At 49.5% G+C, this 17,529-nt stretch carries 16 protein-coding genes; 4 read left to right on the top strand and 12 right to left on the bottom strand.

The annotated features are described in order from the left end of the window. Nucleotides 1–16: 16 nt before the first annotated feature. The 5 genes from ctaF to cyoE form a co-directional block, all read right to left on the bottom strand. A complete protein-coding gene (gene ctaF, locus NSQ22_RS05700) occupies nt 17–349 on the bottom strand; it encodes a cytochrome c oxidase subunit IVB (RefSeq protein WP_008878722.1) in 333 nt (110 codons plus the stop codon). A gap of 4 nt (nt 350–353) precedes the next feature. Further along, nucleotides 354–974, bottom strand: coding sequence for a cytochrome c oxidase subunit III (gene ctaE, locus NSQ22_RS05695; protein WP_008878723.1), 621 nt, complete (start codon nt 972–974; stop codon nt 354–356). After that, the gene (ctaD, locus tag NSQ22_RS05690; RefSeq protein WP_008878724.1) at nt 974–2,842 is read right to left on the bottom strand and encodes a cytochrome c oxidase subunit I; all 1,869 of its coding nucleotides are present in this window, start codon (nt 2,840–2,842) and stop codon (nt 974–976) included. The genes ctaE and ctaD overlap by 1 nt, the downstream gene beginning before the upstream one ends. Nucleotides 2,843–2,864: 22 nt before the next feature. Then, nucleotides 2,865–3,935 (bottom strand): cytochrome c oxidase subunit II, encoded by a 1,071-nt coding sequence (coxB, locus tag NSQ22_RS05685; protein WP_008878725.1) that lies wholly within the window; start codon nt 3,933–3,935, stop codon nt 2,865–2,867. A gap of 75 nt (nt 3,936–4,010) precedes the next feature. Then, the gene (gene cyoE, locus NSQ22_RS05680) at nt 4,011–4,934 is read right to left on the bottom strand and encodes a heme o synthase (protein ID WP_008878726.1); all 924 of its coding nucleotides are present in this window, start codon (nt 4,932–4,934) and stop codon (nt 4,011–4,013) included. A 388-nt stretch (nt 4,935–5,322) separates the two neighbouring features. Between cyoE and NSQ22_RS05675 the strand changes: the two genes are divergently transcribed. Then, entirely contained in the window at nt 5,323–6,276 is a 954-nt protein-coding gene (locus tag NSQ22_RS05675) for a heme A synthase (protein ID WP_041264307.1), read from the top strand. Nucleotides 6,277–6,362: 86 nt separating this feature from the next. Here the strand turns inward: NSQ22_RS05675 and pyc are convergent, their stop codons facing one another. The 3 genes from pyc to NSQ22_RS05660 all read right to left on the bottom strand — a co-directional run bounded on the left by pyc (nt 6,363) and on the right by NSQ22_RS05660 (nt 11,489). Further along, on the bottom strand, nt 6,363–9,806 hold the full coding sequence (pyc, locus tag NSQ22_RS05670; protein ID WP_008878728.1) for a pyruvate carboxylase: 3,444 nt from the start codon (nt 9,804–9,806) through the stop codon (nt 6,363–6,365). A 59-nt stretch (nt 9,807–9,865) separates the two neighbouring features. Then, the gene (locus NSQ22_RS05665; protein WP_011887087.1) at nt 9,866–11,077 is read right to left on the bottom strand and encodes an FtsW/RodA/SpoVE family cell cycle protein; all 1,212 of its coding nucleotides are present in this window, start codon (nt 11,075–11,077) and stop codon (nt 9,866–9,868) included. 124 nt (nt 11,078–11,201) lie between these two features. Then, the gene (locus tag NSQ22_RS05660) at nt 11,202–11,489 is read right to left on the bottom strand and encodes a YlaN family protein (RefSeq protein ID WP_008878731.1); all 288 of its coding nucleotides are present in this window, start codon (nt 11,487–11,489) and stop codon (nt 11,202–11,204) included. Between the two features lie 164 nt (nt 11,490–11,653). Here NSQ22_RS05660 and NSQ22_RS05655 point away from each other — a divergent pair, with 164 nt between their 5' ends. After that, entirely contained in the window at nt 11,654–12,160 is a 507-nt protein-coding gene (locus NSQ22_RS05655) for a hypothetical protein (RefSeq protein WP_029760398.1), read from the top strand. A gap of 93 nt (nt 12,161–12,253) precedes the next feature. On the opposite strand, the gene NSQ22_RS05650 is transcribed toward NSQ22_RS05655, so the two are convergent. Next, nucleotides 12,254–13,585 carry a PhoH family protein gene (locus tag NSQ22_RS05650; RefSeq protein ID WP_008878733.1) on the bottom strand — a complete coding sequence of 444 codons (1,332 nt, stop codon included), beginning with the start codon at nt 13,583–13,585 and terminating at the stop codon, nt 12,254–12,256. Nucleotides 13,586–13,719: 134 nt separating this feature from the next. On the opposite strand from NSQ22_RS05650, the gene NSQ22_RS05645 reads away from it, so the two are divergent. Together NSQ22_RS05645 and NSQ22_RS05640 are read left to right on the top strand one after the other, a co-directional pair. Next, nucleotides 13,720–14,313: a YhcN/YlaJ family sporulation lipoprotein gene (locus tag NSQ22_RS05645; RefSeq protein ID WP_008878734.1), complete on the top strand. Its 594-nt coding sequence runs from the start codon at nt 13,720–13,722 to the stop codon at nt 14,311–14,313. A 333-nt stretch (nt 14,314–14,646) separates the two neighbouring features. Then, a complete protein-coding gene (locus NSQ22_RS05640; RefSeq protein ID WP_008878735.1) occupies nt 14,647–14,847 on the top strand; it encodes a YlaI family protein in 201 nt (66 codons plus the stop codon). Between the two features lie 52 nt (nt 14,848–14,899). Here NSQ22_RS05640 and NSQ22_RS05635 read toward each other — a convergent pair whose 3' ends face one another. The 3 genes from NSQ22_RS05635 to typA form a co-directional block, all read right to left on the bottom strand. Then, complete coding sequence (locus NSQ22_RS05635; RefSeq protein ID WP_008878736.1) at nt 14,900–15,184, bottom strand: hypothetical protein; 285 nt, start codon at nt 15,182–15,184, stop codon at nt 14,900–14,902. Nucleotides 15,185–15,203: 19 nt separating this feature from the next. Further along, complete coding sequence (locus NSQ22_RS05630) at nt 15,204–15,512, bottom strand: YlaH-like family protein (protein WP_029760397.1); 309 nt, start codon at nt 15,510–15,512, stop codon at nt 15,204–15,206. A 120-nt stretch (nt 15,513–15,632) separates the two neighbouring features. Continuing rightward, nucleotides 15,633–17,477: a translational GTPase TypA gene (typA, locus tag NSQ22_RS05625; RefSeq protein ID WP_008878738.1), complete on the bottom strand. Its 1,845-nt coding sequence runs from the start codon at nt 17,475–17,477 to the stop codon at nt 15,633–15,635. Nucleotides 17,478–17,529: the final 52 nt, after the last annotated feature.

The raw sequence follows: 17,529 nt of genomic DNA, 5'->3' as shown, positions 1-17,529 counted from the left end.
ATTCCCCCCCTTGTGTCTACCACCAAACGATCGTCGAAAACGCCCAGACGAGAACTAACATGACAAGCACGCCGCCATATATAAACAAGGCTGGAAATTCATGCCCTTTATGGCTCATATGCATGAAATAGTACAGCTGAAACGCTACTTGTACACCAGCTAAAAGCAAAATAAACGGAATGACAAACCAGTGGGAAAACTCTTCGTAACCAACCGCGGCAAAAGCGATGAGCGTCAATAAAATCATCAGCACGAAAGCAATCACTTGATGACGCATTTCTTCCGCATTTTTCCGACGGCGGTACGCTAAGTCGACGCGCTCATTTCCTGAATTCATTTGGTTCGTCATACGTTCACCCCACCATTCCCATTAAGTATACAACGGTAAAAATGAACACCCAGACGACGTCGATAAAGTGCCAATAAAGGCTCGCGACGTAAAACTTCGGGGCATTGTATAAATTTAACCCGCGCTTGGCGTTGCGAATCATCAACGTTAAAATCCAAAGCAACCCAAACGCAACGTGAGCACCGTGCGTGCCAACAAGTGTGTAAAACGCAGAGCCGAAAGCGCTGGACGTAAACTTATGGCCTTCATGAACATACTCATAAAACTCATAAATTTCCAAGGCCAAAAATCCGGCGCCAAGCAACACGGTAATGCCAAACCAAAGTTGCATTTTTTGAAAATCAAAGTTTTTCATATGGTAAATGGCGTAAACGCTCGTTAAGCTACTCGTTAACAGAAGCATCGTTGCCATAAACACAATCGGCATTTGGAACAGTTCTTCACCGGAAGGGCCACCGTTCGTTTTGTCTTTGAGCGCTAAATAGGTGGCGAAGAGAGAGGCGAACAACACCGTCTCTCCGCCTAAAAACAGCCAGAAACCAAGAAATTTATTTTTCCCCTCAAGAGTGGCTCGTTCCGGCGCCGCCGGGAACGTCTCGGGCGTCAGTTTTTCCTCTACGTGCATCAGGCGTTCGCCCCCTTCTTCTCAAGTTCAAGCACTTCTTCTTTATGAATGTGGAAACCGTGATCATCAATCACTGAGCGCAAGAACATCGAACCGAACGTAATGAGCAAGCCGAGAATACCCACCGGCAAGCCCCAAGCCGTCTCTTGATGGTACGTAAAGCCAAATGCCGCCACAAACAAGCCGAACGACATGATAAACGGCAGGAATGACGAGTTCGGCATATGAATGTCGCCAAGTGGCTCAGCTGGCGTCAATTCCTTCTTCCCTTCCATTTTTTCAAGCCAGAGAGGATCTAACCCGCGAACAAGCGGCAATTGGGCAAAGTTGTATACTGGTGGCGGCGAAGCGATCGCCCATTCGAGCGTGCGGCCGTCACCCCATGCATCAGCCGGCGCTTTTTCACCTTTTACCGAAATCACGATGTTAATGAGTAAAACAACCGTTGCGGCCGCCATAAAGAACGCTCCGACCGTACTGATGAAGTTACCGGTCTCCAACCCTTGCCCCGGCAAGAATGTGAACACGCGACGCGGCATTCCCATTAAGCCAAGGAAATGCTGGATAAAGAACGTTAAATGGAATCCGATAAAGAACAGCCAGAACGTAATTTTGCCAAGTGTCTCGTTTAGCATGCGGCCAAACATTTTCGGCCACCAGTAATGCGTACCAGCAAGTAAGGCAAACACAACCCCACCGACAATGACGTAATGGAAGTGGGCAACAACGAAATAGCTGTCATGATACTGATAGTCAGCCGCTGCCGCTGCCAGCATAACGCCGGTTACCCCACCCATAACGAACGATGGGATGAAGGCCACCGCATAATGCATCGGCGTCGTAAACTTGATGCTCCCGCCCCACATTGTAAATAGCCAGTTGAAAATTTTAATTCCTGTCGGCACCGCAATTGTCATCGTTGCGACAGAAAAGATGGCGTTCGCAATCGGCCCCATTCCGACCGTAAACATATGGTGCGCCCACACCATGAATCCTAAGAAGGCGATGAGCACCGTTGCAAATACCATTGATGAATAGCCAAACAGCCGTTTACGAGAGAATGTCGCGAAAATTTCCGAGAAAATACCGAATGCTGGCAATACAAGAATGTATACTTCCGGATGGCCGAACACCCAGAACAAATGCTCCCAAATAATCGTATTACCGCCAGCAGCCGGATTGAAAAAGTTTCCACCAAACAATCGGTCCATCATCAAGAAAATCAATCCAACCGTCAACGGCGGAAACGCGAACAAGATGAGCGCAGACGTCACAAATGTCGCCCAAGTGAACATCGGCATACGCATAAACGTCATGCCTGGAGCGCGCATGTTAATAATCGTAACAAGAAAGTTAATTCCGCCTATTAATGTCCCCAAGCCTGAAATTTGCAACCCAAGGGTGTAAAAGTCAACACCATGGTGCGCTTTCGAATCGAGCGCCAACGACGCATACGATGTCCAACCTGCGTCAGGAGCGCCGCCTAAAAACCATGAACAGTTTAAAAACACCCCACCGAAGAAAAAGAGCCAAAAACCAAGCGCGTTTAAAAACGGAAATGCAACATCGCGTGCGCCGATTTGCAGCGGCACGACCGCATTCATAAACGCGAAAACAAGCGGCATGGCAGCCAAGAAAATCATCGTCGTCCCGTGCATCGTCAGCACTTCGTTGTACAAGCCGCCAACAAGAAAATCGTTGTTCGGCTTCGCAAGCTGAATGCGGATAAACAACGCCTCAAGACCGCCAAGCAGGAAGAAAATGCCACCAGAGATCAAATACAGATGGGCGATCTTTTTATGATCGACCGTCGTCAGGTAATCCCATAAAACGGCCCCAACGCCCTTTTTGCGAGCGATCGTACTCACAGCGAAACCTCCCTTTTATGCCTTATTCCACTTTTAAGCTCATTAAATATTTTGTCAATGCATCAAGCTGTTCTTCTGTCAGCTGGCCATATGTACCCGTCATTTTATTTCCAGGTTTCACACCTTCAGGGTCTTTCAGCCATCTTTTTAAGTTTTCTTCATTGTGTTCCAAAATGCCGGCAATCCGTTCACGGTCAGCGAAGCCCGCCAAGTTCGGCGCTGTACGCGCTTGCTCCGGACGATTGTCTACCGGCGACACCGCATGGCAGCCAATACAGCTTTTATTGAAGATTTCTTCCCCTTGTTTAGCAACCGGATCGGTCACAACCGGATTTTCCGCTTTTTGCATTTTTTCTACCCATGCATCAAACTCTGCACGGGGCAGCGGGCGCACTTTGAAATCCATCAATGCATGAGACGGACCACAAAGCTCAGCACATTTGCCGTAGAAGACACCGCCTGCTTTGTCTGTCGCTTTTTGGTCAAAGACGAGCCAAAACTGGTTTTTATTGTCCGTGTTCGTGTCGATTTTGCCACCAACGGCCGGAATCCAGAACGAGTGTTTAACATCCGACGCCACCAAATTAAAGTAGACTTTTTCGTTCGTCGGCACGACTAAATCTTGGCTCGTAATGATGCCATAATCCGGGTATTCAAACTCCCACCAGTACAAATTGGCGCGCACGTTGACAACAACCGTGTCTTTATCGCGGTTTTTGTCATTCATCGGCTTTACATCCGCCAACTTAAACGTCGCCGCTACCGTCGGCACCGCTAAAATAAGCAAGAGGATAATCGGAATGACAGTCCAAATAATTTCCAGTTTATGGTTCCCTTCCACTTGCTTCGGAATTTTATTTTCTTCCCCTTTCCGCCGCCGGAAGCGGATCACAACGTAGACGAAGATAATCGCTACGACAACAATGACGAGCACCATAATCGACGTGCTCAACAACATGAGCGAATACTGCATGTTCGCTACTTCACCGGCAGGCTGAAGCGTCGACAAAAACGGCTTGCCGCAGCCGGCGAGCAACAGCGCCATCATCCCAAACAAGGAAAATAAGCGCCAGTTCCGTAGCCCTTTCTTCATAGCCTAATCAAACCCCTCTTTCTTTGATGGATAAATGTATATAAATTCTTTCACGAAGAAAGAATTTTAACCTGTTCACCAAATCGTGGCGATGACCATCGCCACGAACAAAATCGTCAAATAGTTGAGCGAGTAGACAAACATCAACTTGGCCCACTTGATGTCGTCTTTCATTTTCAAGCCCCATAGGCCTAACAACAACCACCCGACATTCAGCACCGTTGCGACTATTAAAAACGGGATGCCGAGCGAAAACAAATAAAACGGCAGCGGCAACAAACATGCCACCCAGACGATGATTTGCCGCTTCGTCATCTCAAAGCCATGAACGACCGGCAACATCGGGATGCCGGCAGCCCGGTATTCTTCACACCGCTTCATCGCTAGAGCCAAAAAGTGAGGCGGCTGCCATAAAAACATGATTAAAAACAAGATGAGCGGAACGATATGGAAATCCGAATCGACCGCTGTCCAGCCGATCACCGGGGGTACAGCACCAGAGATGCTGCCGACAACGGTGTTAAGCGTATAGTTGCGCTTCGTCCAAAGCGTATACAGGAAAACGTAAGTCACCACGCCGATCAGCCCGACAATTGCAGCCGTAACCGTTGTCATGAGCAGGCTCATCGTCCCGATGGCAACAAGCGTCACCCCAAGCCAAAGCACCCGCCGCGGCTCCATCGTCCCCGTCACCGTCGGCCGCGTTTTCGTCCGCTCCATATGCTGGTCAATATCGCGGTCTATAAAATTGTTAATGCTGCACGATCCGGCGATGACAAGCGCCGCCCCGAACAGCGTGAAAAAGACGATATGCAAGTTTTCTAAAAATCGCTCTCCAGTAAAATAAAACGCCAACCACATTCCGGCAAATGTCGTGATCAAGTTGGAATTAACGATTCCGATTTTCACAACTGCCGATAACTCTTTCCAAAACAGCTTTATGCTTGCCTGCGGGCGCTGCCGAACATCGGCTTCTTGCACCGCTTTCAAATCGGCCATTCTCCTGTTCCTCCTCGCTGCGCCATCCGTGATGAGAACAGCGCCATCATATTGCTTATTGCTTAACATTCTATCCAATACGAAAAAAGAACAAAAAGATTTGTTTTCTCTTTATATTAAATCACATTTTTTTCAGATCATGTGAACTTTTTTTGAATAATTTGTGTCAAATTTTTGAATGCCTGACATAGAAATCGGTTCATACGCTTGTCCCATTAATATTTCTAGCAAACTTAAGTGACTTATTCAATATGCAAACGTCATTTTGTGTTTCATGGCGTCATCGTGTAAAATAGACTTGGCTTGATACGCCGATGATTGCGATAAACTTCATTACTTTACTAATATGGACAAAATCATAATTTCTCAATACAAGAAGGTGAAGATTTTGCAACGTTCATTAAAATGGTTTGCCTCGACAACAACGGTGGCGATGCTGTTTGTGCTGATCGGCGGAGCACTCGTGACAAAAACGGACTCCGGCATGGGTTGCGGACGATCATGGCCGCTGTGCCACGGCCAATGGATACCGGATGACATTACACCCCAACTCGTGATCGAACTGAGCCATCGCCTTGTTTCCGGGCTTGCCGCCATCATGGTGCTCATTCTTTGCATTCGGTCATGGCGGGTCATGGGGCATGTGCGGGAAACAAAGCCTTTAGCCGTTCTCTCTTTTGTTTTTCTCGTCTTGCAATCATTAATTGGCGCCGCCGCGGTTGTGTGGGGACAGTCCGATTTCGTTATGGCGTTACATTTTGGTATTTCGCTCATCTCGTTTGCTGCTGTGCTGTTGTTGACATTGCTTATTTTCGAAGTTGACAAAAAGTTTTCTGCCACTTCGCTTCAGCTTGACGGCCAAATGCGGTTCCATATTTATGGCATCATCATCTATTCGTACTTGGTCGTTTATACTGGAGCGCTTGTCCGCCATACGAATGCCAGTCTTGCCTGTCCGAGCTGGCCGCTGTGCGCGAAGTCACGCCTCCTCCCCGTGCAGTTTCACGAATGGGTGCAAATGGGGCATCGTCTGGCGGCTGCCGTTATCATCATTTGGATCGCTGTTGCAACGGTGCATGCCGCCCGTTATTACCGCGAACAGCCGGTCATTTATTACGGATGGATCATCTCTCTTCTTCTTGTTCTTGCGCAAATGGTGACCGGCGCGCTTGTCGTTTTTACCGAGTTGAACTTGTATATCTCCTTGGCGCACGCCTTTTTCATCTCCTGTCTATTCGGCGTGCTCAGCTATTTACTGCTCTTGGCGCTCCGCACCCGCCGCCGGCCGGCGACAGCCGCGGGTCGGTCGGTCGAGGACACGGCATCGGCGCCATTAAAATAACGCTCACTCGTTGCATAAAAGGGATGCCCACAAATGTTGGGCATCCCTTTTTTAGGAAACCGGCTTGTGCCAAGATCAATGTTTTTTTATTTGGACAACTCGATGAGCAAATCGCCTGCCTGGATCGCATCGCCGCTTTTGACGTAAATGTCTTTGACAACACCGGCAAACGGTGCTTGCACGGTCGTTTCCATTTTCATTGCTTCCGTGACCATTAAATGGTCCCCTTTGTCGACTTTTTCCCCTTTTTCGACAAGCACTTTAACAACCGTACCCGGCATCGTCGCCGCAATATGGTTCGGGTTCGTCCGATCCGCTTTAATGTGCTCAACGACTGCGGTTTTAATGCTTTCATCGCGGATGACAACTTCACGCGGTTGACCGTTCAGCTCGAAGTAGACGACGCGTGTACCGTCCGCCTGCGGCTGGCCGATCGACACAAGCTTAACGATCAACGTTTTTCCGCGCTCGATTTCCACTTCAATTTCCTCGCCAAGGCGCATGCCATACAAGAACGTCGGTGTATCGAGTACAGACACATCGCCGTATTTTTCCACCGTTTCTGCATATTCAAGAAACACTTTCGGATAAAGGGCGTACGCAATGGCATCAAAGTCGGTCACTTCGCGGCCAAGCTTGTCATACAGCTCTTTTTTCATTTGCTCAAAATCAACCGGCTCGAGCAGTTCCCCCGGACGGACAGTGATCGGCTCGCGTCCTTTTAAAATAATGCGCTGCAACTCTTTCGGGAATCCGCCGTGCGGCTGGCCTAAATATCCTTCAAACAGCTCGACGACTGAATCAGGGAAGTTCAGCGTTTCGCCGCGCTCGAAAATGTCTTGTTCCGTCAAGTTGTTTTGCACCATGTAAAGCGCCATATCGCCGACGACTTTCGATGACGGCGTCACTTTGACAATATCGCCGAACAAGTCGTTGACGCGGCGGTACATTTCTTTCACTTCATCCCACCGATCGCCGAGACCGACCGCTTTCGCCTGCTGCTGCAAGTTGCTGTATTGACCGCCTGGCATTTCGTGCATGTACACTTCCGTATGCGGCGCGTTCATGCCGCTTTCAAATTCTTGATAAAACTTGCGCACATCTTCCCAATAGCGCGCTAACTGCTCAAGACCGTAAATGTCGACTTCCGGCGCCCGCTCGGTCCCTTCAAGCGCATAGTAAAGCGTATTGGCGCTCGGCTGAGACGTTAAGCCGGCCATCGAACTGATGGCGACATCAACAATATCAACGCCGGCTTCAATCGCTTTCGCGTACGTATAAATGCCGTTACCGCTCGTGTCGTGCGTATGCAAATGAATCGGAATGTCGACTGTTTCCTTGAGCGCGGAAATGAGCACATGCGCCGCCTGCGGCTTCAAGAGCCCCGCCATATCTTTAATGGCCAAAATGTGCGCACCCGCCTGTTCAAGCTCTTTCGCAAGGGCCTTATAGTAATCCAAATTGTATTTCGACCGGCTCGGATCTAAAATATCACCCGTATAGCAAATCGCCGCTTCAGCGATTTTGCCGCTCTGCCGGACGGCGTCGATCGCCACCGTCATTCCTTTCACCCAGTTTAAACTGTCGAAAATTCGGAACACATCGATGCCAGCATGCGCCGATTTTTCGACGAACTCGCGGATGACGTTGTCCGGATAGTTTTTGTAGCCTACGGCGTTGGCAGAACGGAGCAACATTTGGAACAACACGTTCGGGATGCGCTCGCGCAGCTTCAGAAGCCGATCCCACGGATCCTCTTTTAAAAAGCGATACGCCACATCAAACGTCGCCCCGCCCCACATTTCAAGCGAGAATAAATTCGGCAATAAGCGCGCCGTCGGCTCGGCTGCACGCACTAAATCGACCGTGCGGACTCGTGTCGCCAACAGTGACTGATGAGCGTCCCGGAACGTCGTATCGGTCAAGAGCACCCGCGGCTGTTCTTGAATCCAGCGGACAAGCCCCTCGGGGCCATGCTTGTCCAAAATTTGCTTCGTTCCGGCCGGGATCGGCTCTGCCTCGCTCAATTTTGGCAAGCGCGGCTTGTCAAACACCGGCTTTTTCTTTTTGCCGATACCTGGGAATCCATTGACCGTCACTGTGCCGATGTAAGTGAGCATTTTCGTTCCGCGGTCTTTCCGGCGTGGGAACACGAATAGTTCCGGCGTCGTATCGATGAACGACGTATCGTATTCGCCTGATAAAAACTTCGGATGTTGGACGACATTTTCCAAGAACGGAATGTTCGTTTTAATACCGCGAATGCGGAACTCGCGCAAGTTGCGCAGCATTTTTCTTGCTGCCTGCTCAAACGTCAACGCCCATGTCGACAATTTGACGAGCAAGGAATCGTAATACGGCGTAATGACTGCCCCTTGGAAACCGTTGCCGGCGTCCAAACGTACACCAAAGCCCCCACCGGAGCGATACGCCATGATTTTCCCAGTATCTGGCATAAAGTTATTGAGCGGGTCTTCCGTCGTCACCCGCGACTGAATGGCATAACCGTTAATGCGGATGTCTTCCTGCTTCGGAATGCCGACTTCATGGCTATGAAGCGAACAGCCATCAGCAATTAAAATTTGCGACTGGACGATATCAATTCCAGTAATCATCTCGGTGATCGTATGCTCGACTTGAATGCGCGGGTTGACTTCGATGAAATAAAACTCATCACCCGAAACGAGAAATTCGACCGTGCCGGCATTGACATAACCGACGCTTCTCATAAGCTGAACCGCTGCCTCGCAAATGCGTTGGCGCAGCTCGTCCGACAGCGAGACGCTCGGCGCGACTTCGACGACTTTTTGGTGGCGGCGCTGCACCGAGCAGTCGCGTTCATAAAGGTGAACAATATTTCCTTCATAGTCACCTAAAATTTGCACTTCAATGTGCTTTGGATTTTCGATCAACTTTTCAACATACACCTCATCGCTGCCAAACGCCGCTTTTGCTTCCGATTTGGCACGCTCAAACGCTTCTTTGACTTCCGACTTCGAACGGACGATGCGCATGCCGCGCCCACCGCCGCCAAGTGCTGCTTTAATGATGATCGGATAGCCGTGCGCTTCGGCGAAGCGGACAACGTCCTCAAGGCCGTCGACCGGCCCGTCGCTGCCCGGAATGACCGGAATGCCAGCGTTCACCGCCGCATGGCGCGCTTTCACCTTGTCGCCGAACATGTCCAAATGGTTCTCATTCGGGCCAATAAAAATAATTCCTTCTTCACGGCACCGTTTAGCAAATTGAATATTTTCTGACAAAAACCCATATCCTGGGTGAATCGCATCGACATCGTGGGCCTTGGCAATCTCAATGATGCCTTCAATATCCAAATACGCCTCAATCGGCTTTTTTCCTTCACCGACTAAATACGCTTCATCCGCTTTATAGCGGTGGTATGAGCCGACATCTTCCTTCGAGTAAATGGCCACGGTGCGGATGCCAAGCTCCGTGCAGGCGCGGAAAACGCGGATGGCGATCTCCCCGCGGTTAGCTACGAGCACTTTGCGAATTCGTCTTGTCTTCATCGTCTTTCCTCCTTTCTAATTTAAACTATAAAACTTTTTCTATTTTGTAAATACACTTTCTAAAAAGTCAGACCTCTTTTCTGTCTGTCGACAGTCATTTTTTTACTTTTTTTATACCGTTGTTCATATTTCGTAAACATCGAAATATTGACAAGCAAGCCAAGTGAGGCCATCATGAGGACGAGCGATGTTCCCCCGTAGCTGACAAGCGGCAGCGGCACACCGGTGATCGGAATGATTCCTGTGACTCCACCGACATTAATAAACGTTTGAAAGCCGATCATGACAGAAATGCCGATGGCGAGCAAACTGCCGAACGCATCGTTGGTACGACGAGCGACCCAAAACCCGCGCAGCACGATAAACGAAAGCAACCCAAGCGTGAACATCACGCCAAACAGCCCGAGTTCTTCGGCAATGACCGCCATAATAAAATCCGTGTGCGATTCCGGTAAATAGCCGTATTTTTGCACACCTTTTCCGAGCCCGAGCCCTTTCAATCCGCCAAGCCCGATCGCTAAGTACGAATTGACAAGCTGGTAGCCGTCGCTGCTCGCGTATTTAAACGGATCCAAATAGCTATAAAGGCGTGACATTCGTTCATCCGAAAAAATCTTTCCACCCACAACTGGAAGCCAAAATGGCGATAGCATCGCCCCAATGAGGGTAAAAAAGAGCAGTTGCTTTAGGAGCAAAATGAGGCGCAGCCCAGATGATACGATGATGCACATCGCGATGAAAAACACGATCGCTGCCGTGCCAAAATCCGGCTGAATGGCGATTAAAAAACAAATAAACAGCGTGTAATAAATCGGGAACAAATTGCTTTTCACCGGCTCAGCCAACCGTTTCTGCTTGTTGGCAAACGCTGCGGCCAAGTACCAAATCAATCCGAGCTTCGCCAGCTCCGCCGGTTGGACCGAGAGCGCCCCGACACGAAACCAGCTCGTGGCGTTGTTGGCCGTATGGCCGAGAAAAGCAACTGCAATCAGCATCAACGGGGAAGTAAAAAACACTAGTTTCACCCATCGTTCTTTCCGCCACACTTTATACGGGATCATAGCCATGACAGCGAAGGCGATCAACGCGCCGATGAGCCATCGCTTTTGCCGTTCGTAAAAATAGTCGCTCGGTACTTCAAAGCGGATGACAGCGGTAACCATGCTTGAACTGTACACCATAATCAATCCGAACAACGATAGCATAATGATCGCAATCACAAGCGGATAATCGTAACATTTCAATACTTTCTTCCACAATTGTCGTTCCATCTTCCCTCTTCCCCATTTACACAGTTATGTACATAAAATCATTCGCAGCGGCACACCGTTTTCCTGCCGAAAAACAGAAAAACTCAAACGACGGCAGACCAATCGTTTGAGTTGCCATGTATTGTTATCGCACGCGCTTTTTCGTTACTGCCTCATGCAACGCGGAGAGCTCACGCTCGAGCCGGTCAAGGAGCGCCTTCCCTTCTTTTGCCTCGATAAGGCCGAGGCGCACCGCAAAATCAATTTCCCGCGACAAGCCGAACATTTGCGTATCCAACACTTCCTCATATAGCGGACATTGTGGCATCGTCAAATGATCCATTTGCACGCGGATGAGCTGAATAATTTTTTCTGCATCCGCCTGTAAAAGCGCGTACGCCTTTTCCTGATAGCTCATCGATTCGTCCGTCACATCGATCCCTCCGTTCTCTCCCCTATCCTTCTTTAAATGTTAACGTGAAACAAGCCATTTTGCAAGTTGAAACCGTTGACAGTCGAACAGCTTGGAACATGACAAACCTTTTATTTATTATTATACTAAAAACAGCGGGAAAATGCAGAGGAGAGGATGCTTTGATGAGCGATATTATTATGCTGACTGGAAAAGTAAAATTTACGATCACGCTTGATCCCGGCGTCTGGATTTTCGACGACCGAAAAATCGATTTGGACACGTATTTTTCGCAACCGAAACCGGAAGTAACAGAAAAGGACCAAGAGGAAGAGGAAATCAAAAAGTGGTCGGCTTTTTGGGACCGGGAAATTCAAGAGGGTGCCGTTTTTCCACCGACGTTGAAAACAGAGCAGCGCTTTTTGAAGGAAAAAATCATCACCGGTTCGTTCGGCATGCCGTTTGCCCCGTTTTTGCGAAATGCCGAACCGCATGAAGATGCTTCTGAACTTGTTATCGTGGCACAAAATGAGGAGATTGCGATCCCGCTCGAGAAAGCATACGACTTGATTTTCGCTTTTTCGAAAAATGGAAAACCGCTGCGCGATGACGGACCCGTTCACATTTATTTTGGCGACGGCTCAAACCGTGAAATGCCGATTACGAATGTGCGTGAGTTGATTGTCCGCTAACCGGGCGCCCTATGAAGGGACCGCCCGGTTTTTGCCTCATTTGGGGGAGCTGTTAGCCGCACTTTGGGCAGCCATTCGTGTCAGGAAGCGGGTTTAAAGCAAGTCGGCGGCGAGCTGGGCAAGCGCCGAACGCTCCCCCTTGATGAGTCGGATATGGCCGGCGATTTTTTGATCTTTAAACTTTTCGACCACATACGTCAAGCCGTTGTTATACTCGTCCAAATACGGATGATCAATTTGCTCCGGATCACCCATCAGAATAATTTTACTTTTTTCACCGACGCGTGTTAAAATCGTCTTCACTTCATGCTTCGTTAAATTTTGTGCCTCATCGATAATGATAAACTGCTCCGGCAAACTGCGACCGCGAATGTAGGTAAGCGCCTCAACTTCGATCGAGCTCATACCGGCTAAAATAGCGTCCAGCTCCCCTGTTTTTTTCGTGTTAAACAAATATTCAAGGTTATCAAAAATCGGCTGCATCCATGGACGCAGCTTTTCTTCTTTTTCCCCCGGCAAAAAGCCGAGATCTTTCCCCATCGGCACAATTGGTCGAGCAACAAGCAGTTTTTTGTACGTGCGCAAGTCCTCGGTTTGCATCAGGCCGGCAGCAAGCGCCAACAACGTTTTGCCAGTACCGGCTTTACCGATTAACGTCACAAGTGGAATGTCGTCGCGCATGAGCAGCTCAAACGCCATCGTTTGCTGCACATTGCGCGGGCGAATGCCCCATATATGCTCTTGATGGAAGACGAGCTTTTTTACCTTTTTTCCGTTTTGGTCGACGATCCCAATCGCCGAGGTCGAACTGCCAAACGCATCTTTCATAATGATGAACTGATTCGGGTAAAACGGGTGGTCTGCAATATCGGCCAGCACAAGCTCTCCCTTCTCGTAAAACCGTTGCAAGTGGTCGTTTCCTATGTACAGCTCCAAAAACCCGGTGTAAATGTGGTCGACGTCAACGACACGGTCGCTTAAAAAGTCCTCAGCCTGCAGCCCAATCGCATCGGCTTTGACGCGCACGAGGGCATCTTTGCTCACTAAAATGACAGAGCGTCCATTTTCTTTCGCCTGTTCCTCGAGCGATAAATTTTTTGCGACTGCCAAAATGCGGTTATCATTCGTTTTTTCAACAAAAATTTCTTGAAGTTGCTGAAAGGAGCGGTGGTTCAATTCAATGCGCAGCACCCCTCCGTTTTCTAGCGGAATTTTCTCGTGCAGCTTGCCGTTTTCACGAAGGCGGTCGATCAACTTCGACACTTGGCGAGCGTTTCTTCCGATTTCATCCATATAGCGCTTTTTCGAATCCACTTCCTCAAGCACAACAGCCGGGATGACGACCTCGTTATCCTCAAATGAAAAGATGGAATACGGATCTTGCAAGAGCACGTTCGTATCGAGCACATAGATTTTCTTTCCCAAATTCCGCTTCCCCCTATATCCGTTTTTCGCCTTCTGCACCGGATGGGAATGGCTGTAGTATAGCATATGAAAAAATGTATAAAGATAGAAGGATATTTGCAAAATAAAGTAAAAAAAGGCGAGGTGGGCAGATGATGAAGAAAAACTACTGGCTGGCTGTTCTATGCGTTCTTCTTTTAAGCGCATGTGCCATCGGAAATGATAATGAGGCAAAGGAGTCCGACCGTTCGCTCGTACGCGTAAAAAATACGGTTGATGAAAAGGTAGAAAACAAATCCGGACAGGAAATCGCCCGCCGACTAGCAGAGATCGCCAACCGCGTCCCAAACGTTCATGACGCGGCAGCGATTGTCGTCGGCAAATATGCCCTCGTCGGCATTGACGTCGGTGCTAACGTCGATGCCTCGCGCGTCGGCACGATTAAATATTCCGTCGCCGAAGCGCTGCAAAAAGATCCATACGGCGCCAACGCTATTATTGTCGCTGACCCGGACCTTTACACCCGCGTGCGCAACATCGGCAAACAAATCGATGATGGACGACCGGTGCAGGCGTTTATGAATGAAATTGCTGACATCGTCGGACGGGTGATGCCGGAAGTACCAAGCGACTTATTTGAAACGACGCCTGAGCCGACGGAAGAAAACGACGGGCAGCTGAACGAGCAGGAAGAACGGCAACTGAATGAGCGTCAAGATAAACAGTCGAACGAACATTTAAATCGCTAAATGATTCCGGTGCGACCATGCTGCAAGTAAATAGGAGGACAGCCCGCAGCTTCCCTTTTACAAATGACAATCGGTTCCATTCCATATAACCTTGTCTTTTGATATAGGATGAACCGATTGCTTTGCTGTGGTGAACGATGATATACTATTCCTGCATAGAGAAAACATTCCATATCTTGAATCGGGCGTACAGGGCGTTAAGCGCCGTCAGGGTGTTTACCTATGAACGTCTTGCCGAACAAGGGTGAGTTGTGCACGTACGTGTAATGAAGAACCCCTGTTATACGCACCCCCTCGCGATTTTCGCCATCGGGAGATTCAGTGAGGTGAACAATGAAAGTTAAATGCGTGCTTTGCGAACAAATCGATACCATTGATGACGAATCGTTGCTCGCCAAACGGCTGCGCAACCGCCCGATCCATACGTACATGTGCCGCCAATGCCATGACCGCATTGCCGAAAAAACAAAGCAGCGACTGGCAACCGGAAAATTCCGCTTCTACCGCGGCGTCTGTGCTGAAGATAACTGGTAACCGCAAAAAAACGGCACTGAAAAGCAACCGCTTTTCAGTGCCGTTTTCATTGCTAGGAACCGTACTTTTCTGGTTCGGCTTCGATTTGTCGCCATATCGCTTCAGCCAACTCCGCAGGGAAATAGGACGAATGTTTTTCTCCGCCACGCACATATTCGACAACGTATTGACCGTTCGCTTCATCTTTCACGGCGTTCACCGCTGTCACACCAAAATCGCTTTCCAAGATGGAGAGAAAAAACGACGCCGTGTCGCGTGCCGCTGCATCGTGCGGGCGGGCATTAGCGACAAGATGAATCGTCAGCCAATTGTAAAGAGCCTCTTGAACCGATTTCATCACGCCACCGCCTTTTCATTTATGGCTGTTCCTCTTGTTTCGCCTCCTTGAGGCGAATTTTGTAAATGATCAATACGAGAGCGGCAACCGTCAATCCTTCTGCTATCGGCAAAAAAACAGCAAAAAACGTTAAAATGGTGCAGCCGAGCGCAAGCAATGTATAAATGATGACGCTTTTTAACAATGGCAGCCGGCGGGCAAAGCCAAGCCGATACACAAGCGCCGAAAGCAACAACACGGTGGCATAAAGCAGCCACATGCCGCGCTCGGGATCTTCGTGTACATCATAGAGTGAAGCGAAAAACGTCAGCCGTTCGAGCACATTCACACGATTCCCCCCCATTCACCTGAATGTCCTGCAAAAACCTAGACCATTCCGGACTTCTCAATCATCAAGCAATACAGCCAGCATACATCCGCCTGTCCGCCTAGGGAATGCCGCTGCCTGCTATTTTGCCTGTTGAGCGGCTTTCTTTTTCTTCTCCGCCTTTTCACGCTCACTTTTGTTTAAGATTTTTTTGCGCAAGCGGATCGATGTCGGCGTCACTTCGCAATATTCATCGTCATTCAAATACTCAAGCGCTTCTTCGAGCGTCAAAAGGCGCGGCTTTTTCATCGTTACCGTCTGCTCTTTCGTCGACGAGCGCATGTTTGTCACATGTTTTTCGCGGCAAATGTTGACGACCAGATCGTTTTCACGGTTATGTTCGCCGACAATCATCCCTTCGTACACTTCCGTACCCGGTTCCACAAAAATTGTGCCGCGGTCTTCAAGCTGCATGATGCTGTAAGCCGTCGCCTTACCGGTTTCCATCGAGACGAGCACCCCTTGACGACGTCCGCCAATCATACCTGGCTGCACTGGGGCATAATGGTCAAACGAGTGATTTAAAATGCCGTATCCACGCGTCAGCGACATAAACTCGCTCCGGTAGCCGATCAAGCCGCGCGACGGCACATGAAAGACGAGGCGCACTTGCCCGTTGCCGCCATGCACCATATCAGCCAACTCGCCTTTGCGGCTGCCAAGCGATTCCATAATGGCACCGGTATATTCTTCAGGAACATCGATAACAACCCGCTCAATCGGCTCACATAGAGCGCCATCGATCTCCTTTACAATGACCTCCGGCTTCGATACTTGCAATTCGTATCCTTCGCGGCGCATATTTTCGATTAAGATGGCTAAATGGAGCTCGCCGCGACCAGAAACGACCCACGCATCCGGCGACTCGGTCGGCTCGACACGCAAGCTGACATCGGTCTCGAGCTGGGTGCGCAGCCGTTCTTCCAACTTACGGGCGGTGACATACTTGCCTTCACGACCGGCAAACGGGCTGTTGTTGACGAGAAACGTCATTTTCAGCGTCGGTTCATCAATGTGAAGTGGCGGTAGCGGCTCTTGGTGGTCAGGCGGGCACACCGTCTCGCCGACATTAATGTCTTCCATTCCAGCAACAGCGACGATATCGCCGGCGTGCGCCTCATCAATCTCAATCCGCTTTAAGCCGATAAAGCCAAACAGCTTCGTGACACGGAATAGTTTCACTGCGCCATCTCTCTTTAACAAGGCGACTTGCTGGCCAGTTCTCATCGTGCCGCGAAAAATGCGGCCGATGCCGATACGTCCGACGTATTCATTGTAATCGAGCAGCGCCACTTGGAATTGCAACGGCTCATCGCGATTGTCAGCCGGCGCCGGAATATGGTTTATAATCGTTTCAAACAAGGCGGTCATGTCGCCATCTTGCCGTTCCGGATCAAGGCTTGATGTTCCGTGCAATGCCGATGTATATACAACCGGAAACTCGAGCTGCTCCTCAGAAGCGCCAAGCTCGATAAACAAATCGATTACTTCATCGACAACTTCCGCTGGACGGGCGAACTCGCGGTCGATTTTGTTGACGACGACGATCGGCACGAGCCGCTGCTCAAGCGCTTTTTTCAGCACGAACCGCGTTTGCGGCATGCAGCCTTCGTATGCGTCGACGACGAGCAAAACGCCATCGACAAGGCGCATAATCCGCTCAACCTCCCCGCCGAAATCGGCGTGCCCCGGCGTATCTAAAATGTTAATGCGCGTTCCTTTATATAACACCGCTGTGTTTTTCGCCAAAATCGTAATGCCGCGCTCCCGCTCCAAATCATTGCGGTCAAGCGCCCGCTCCTCGACTTGTTCGTTTTCGCGAAACGTTCCTGACTGCCGAAGCAGCTGGTCAACGAGCGTTGTTTTTCCGTGGTCGACGTGGGCGATAATCGCAATATTGCGCAGATCCAATCGTTTATTCGTCAATGTCGTTCACTCCCATTAGGCAAACTGCTTGTCTATTATATCACAACCATAG

The sequence above is a fragment of the Geobacillus sp. FSL K6-3411 genome, from assembly GCF_037965715.1.
Classification (GTDB): Bacteria; Bacillota; Bacilli; order Bacillales; family Anoxybacillaceae; genus Geobacillus; species Geobacillus thermodenitrificans.
This window is presented reverse-complemented; position numbering and strand designations above follow the sequence as displayed.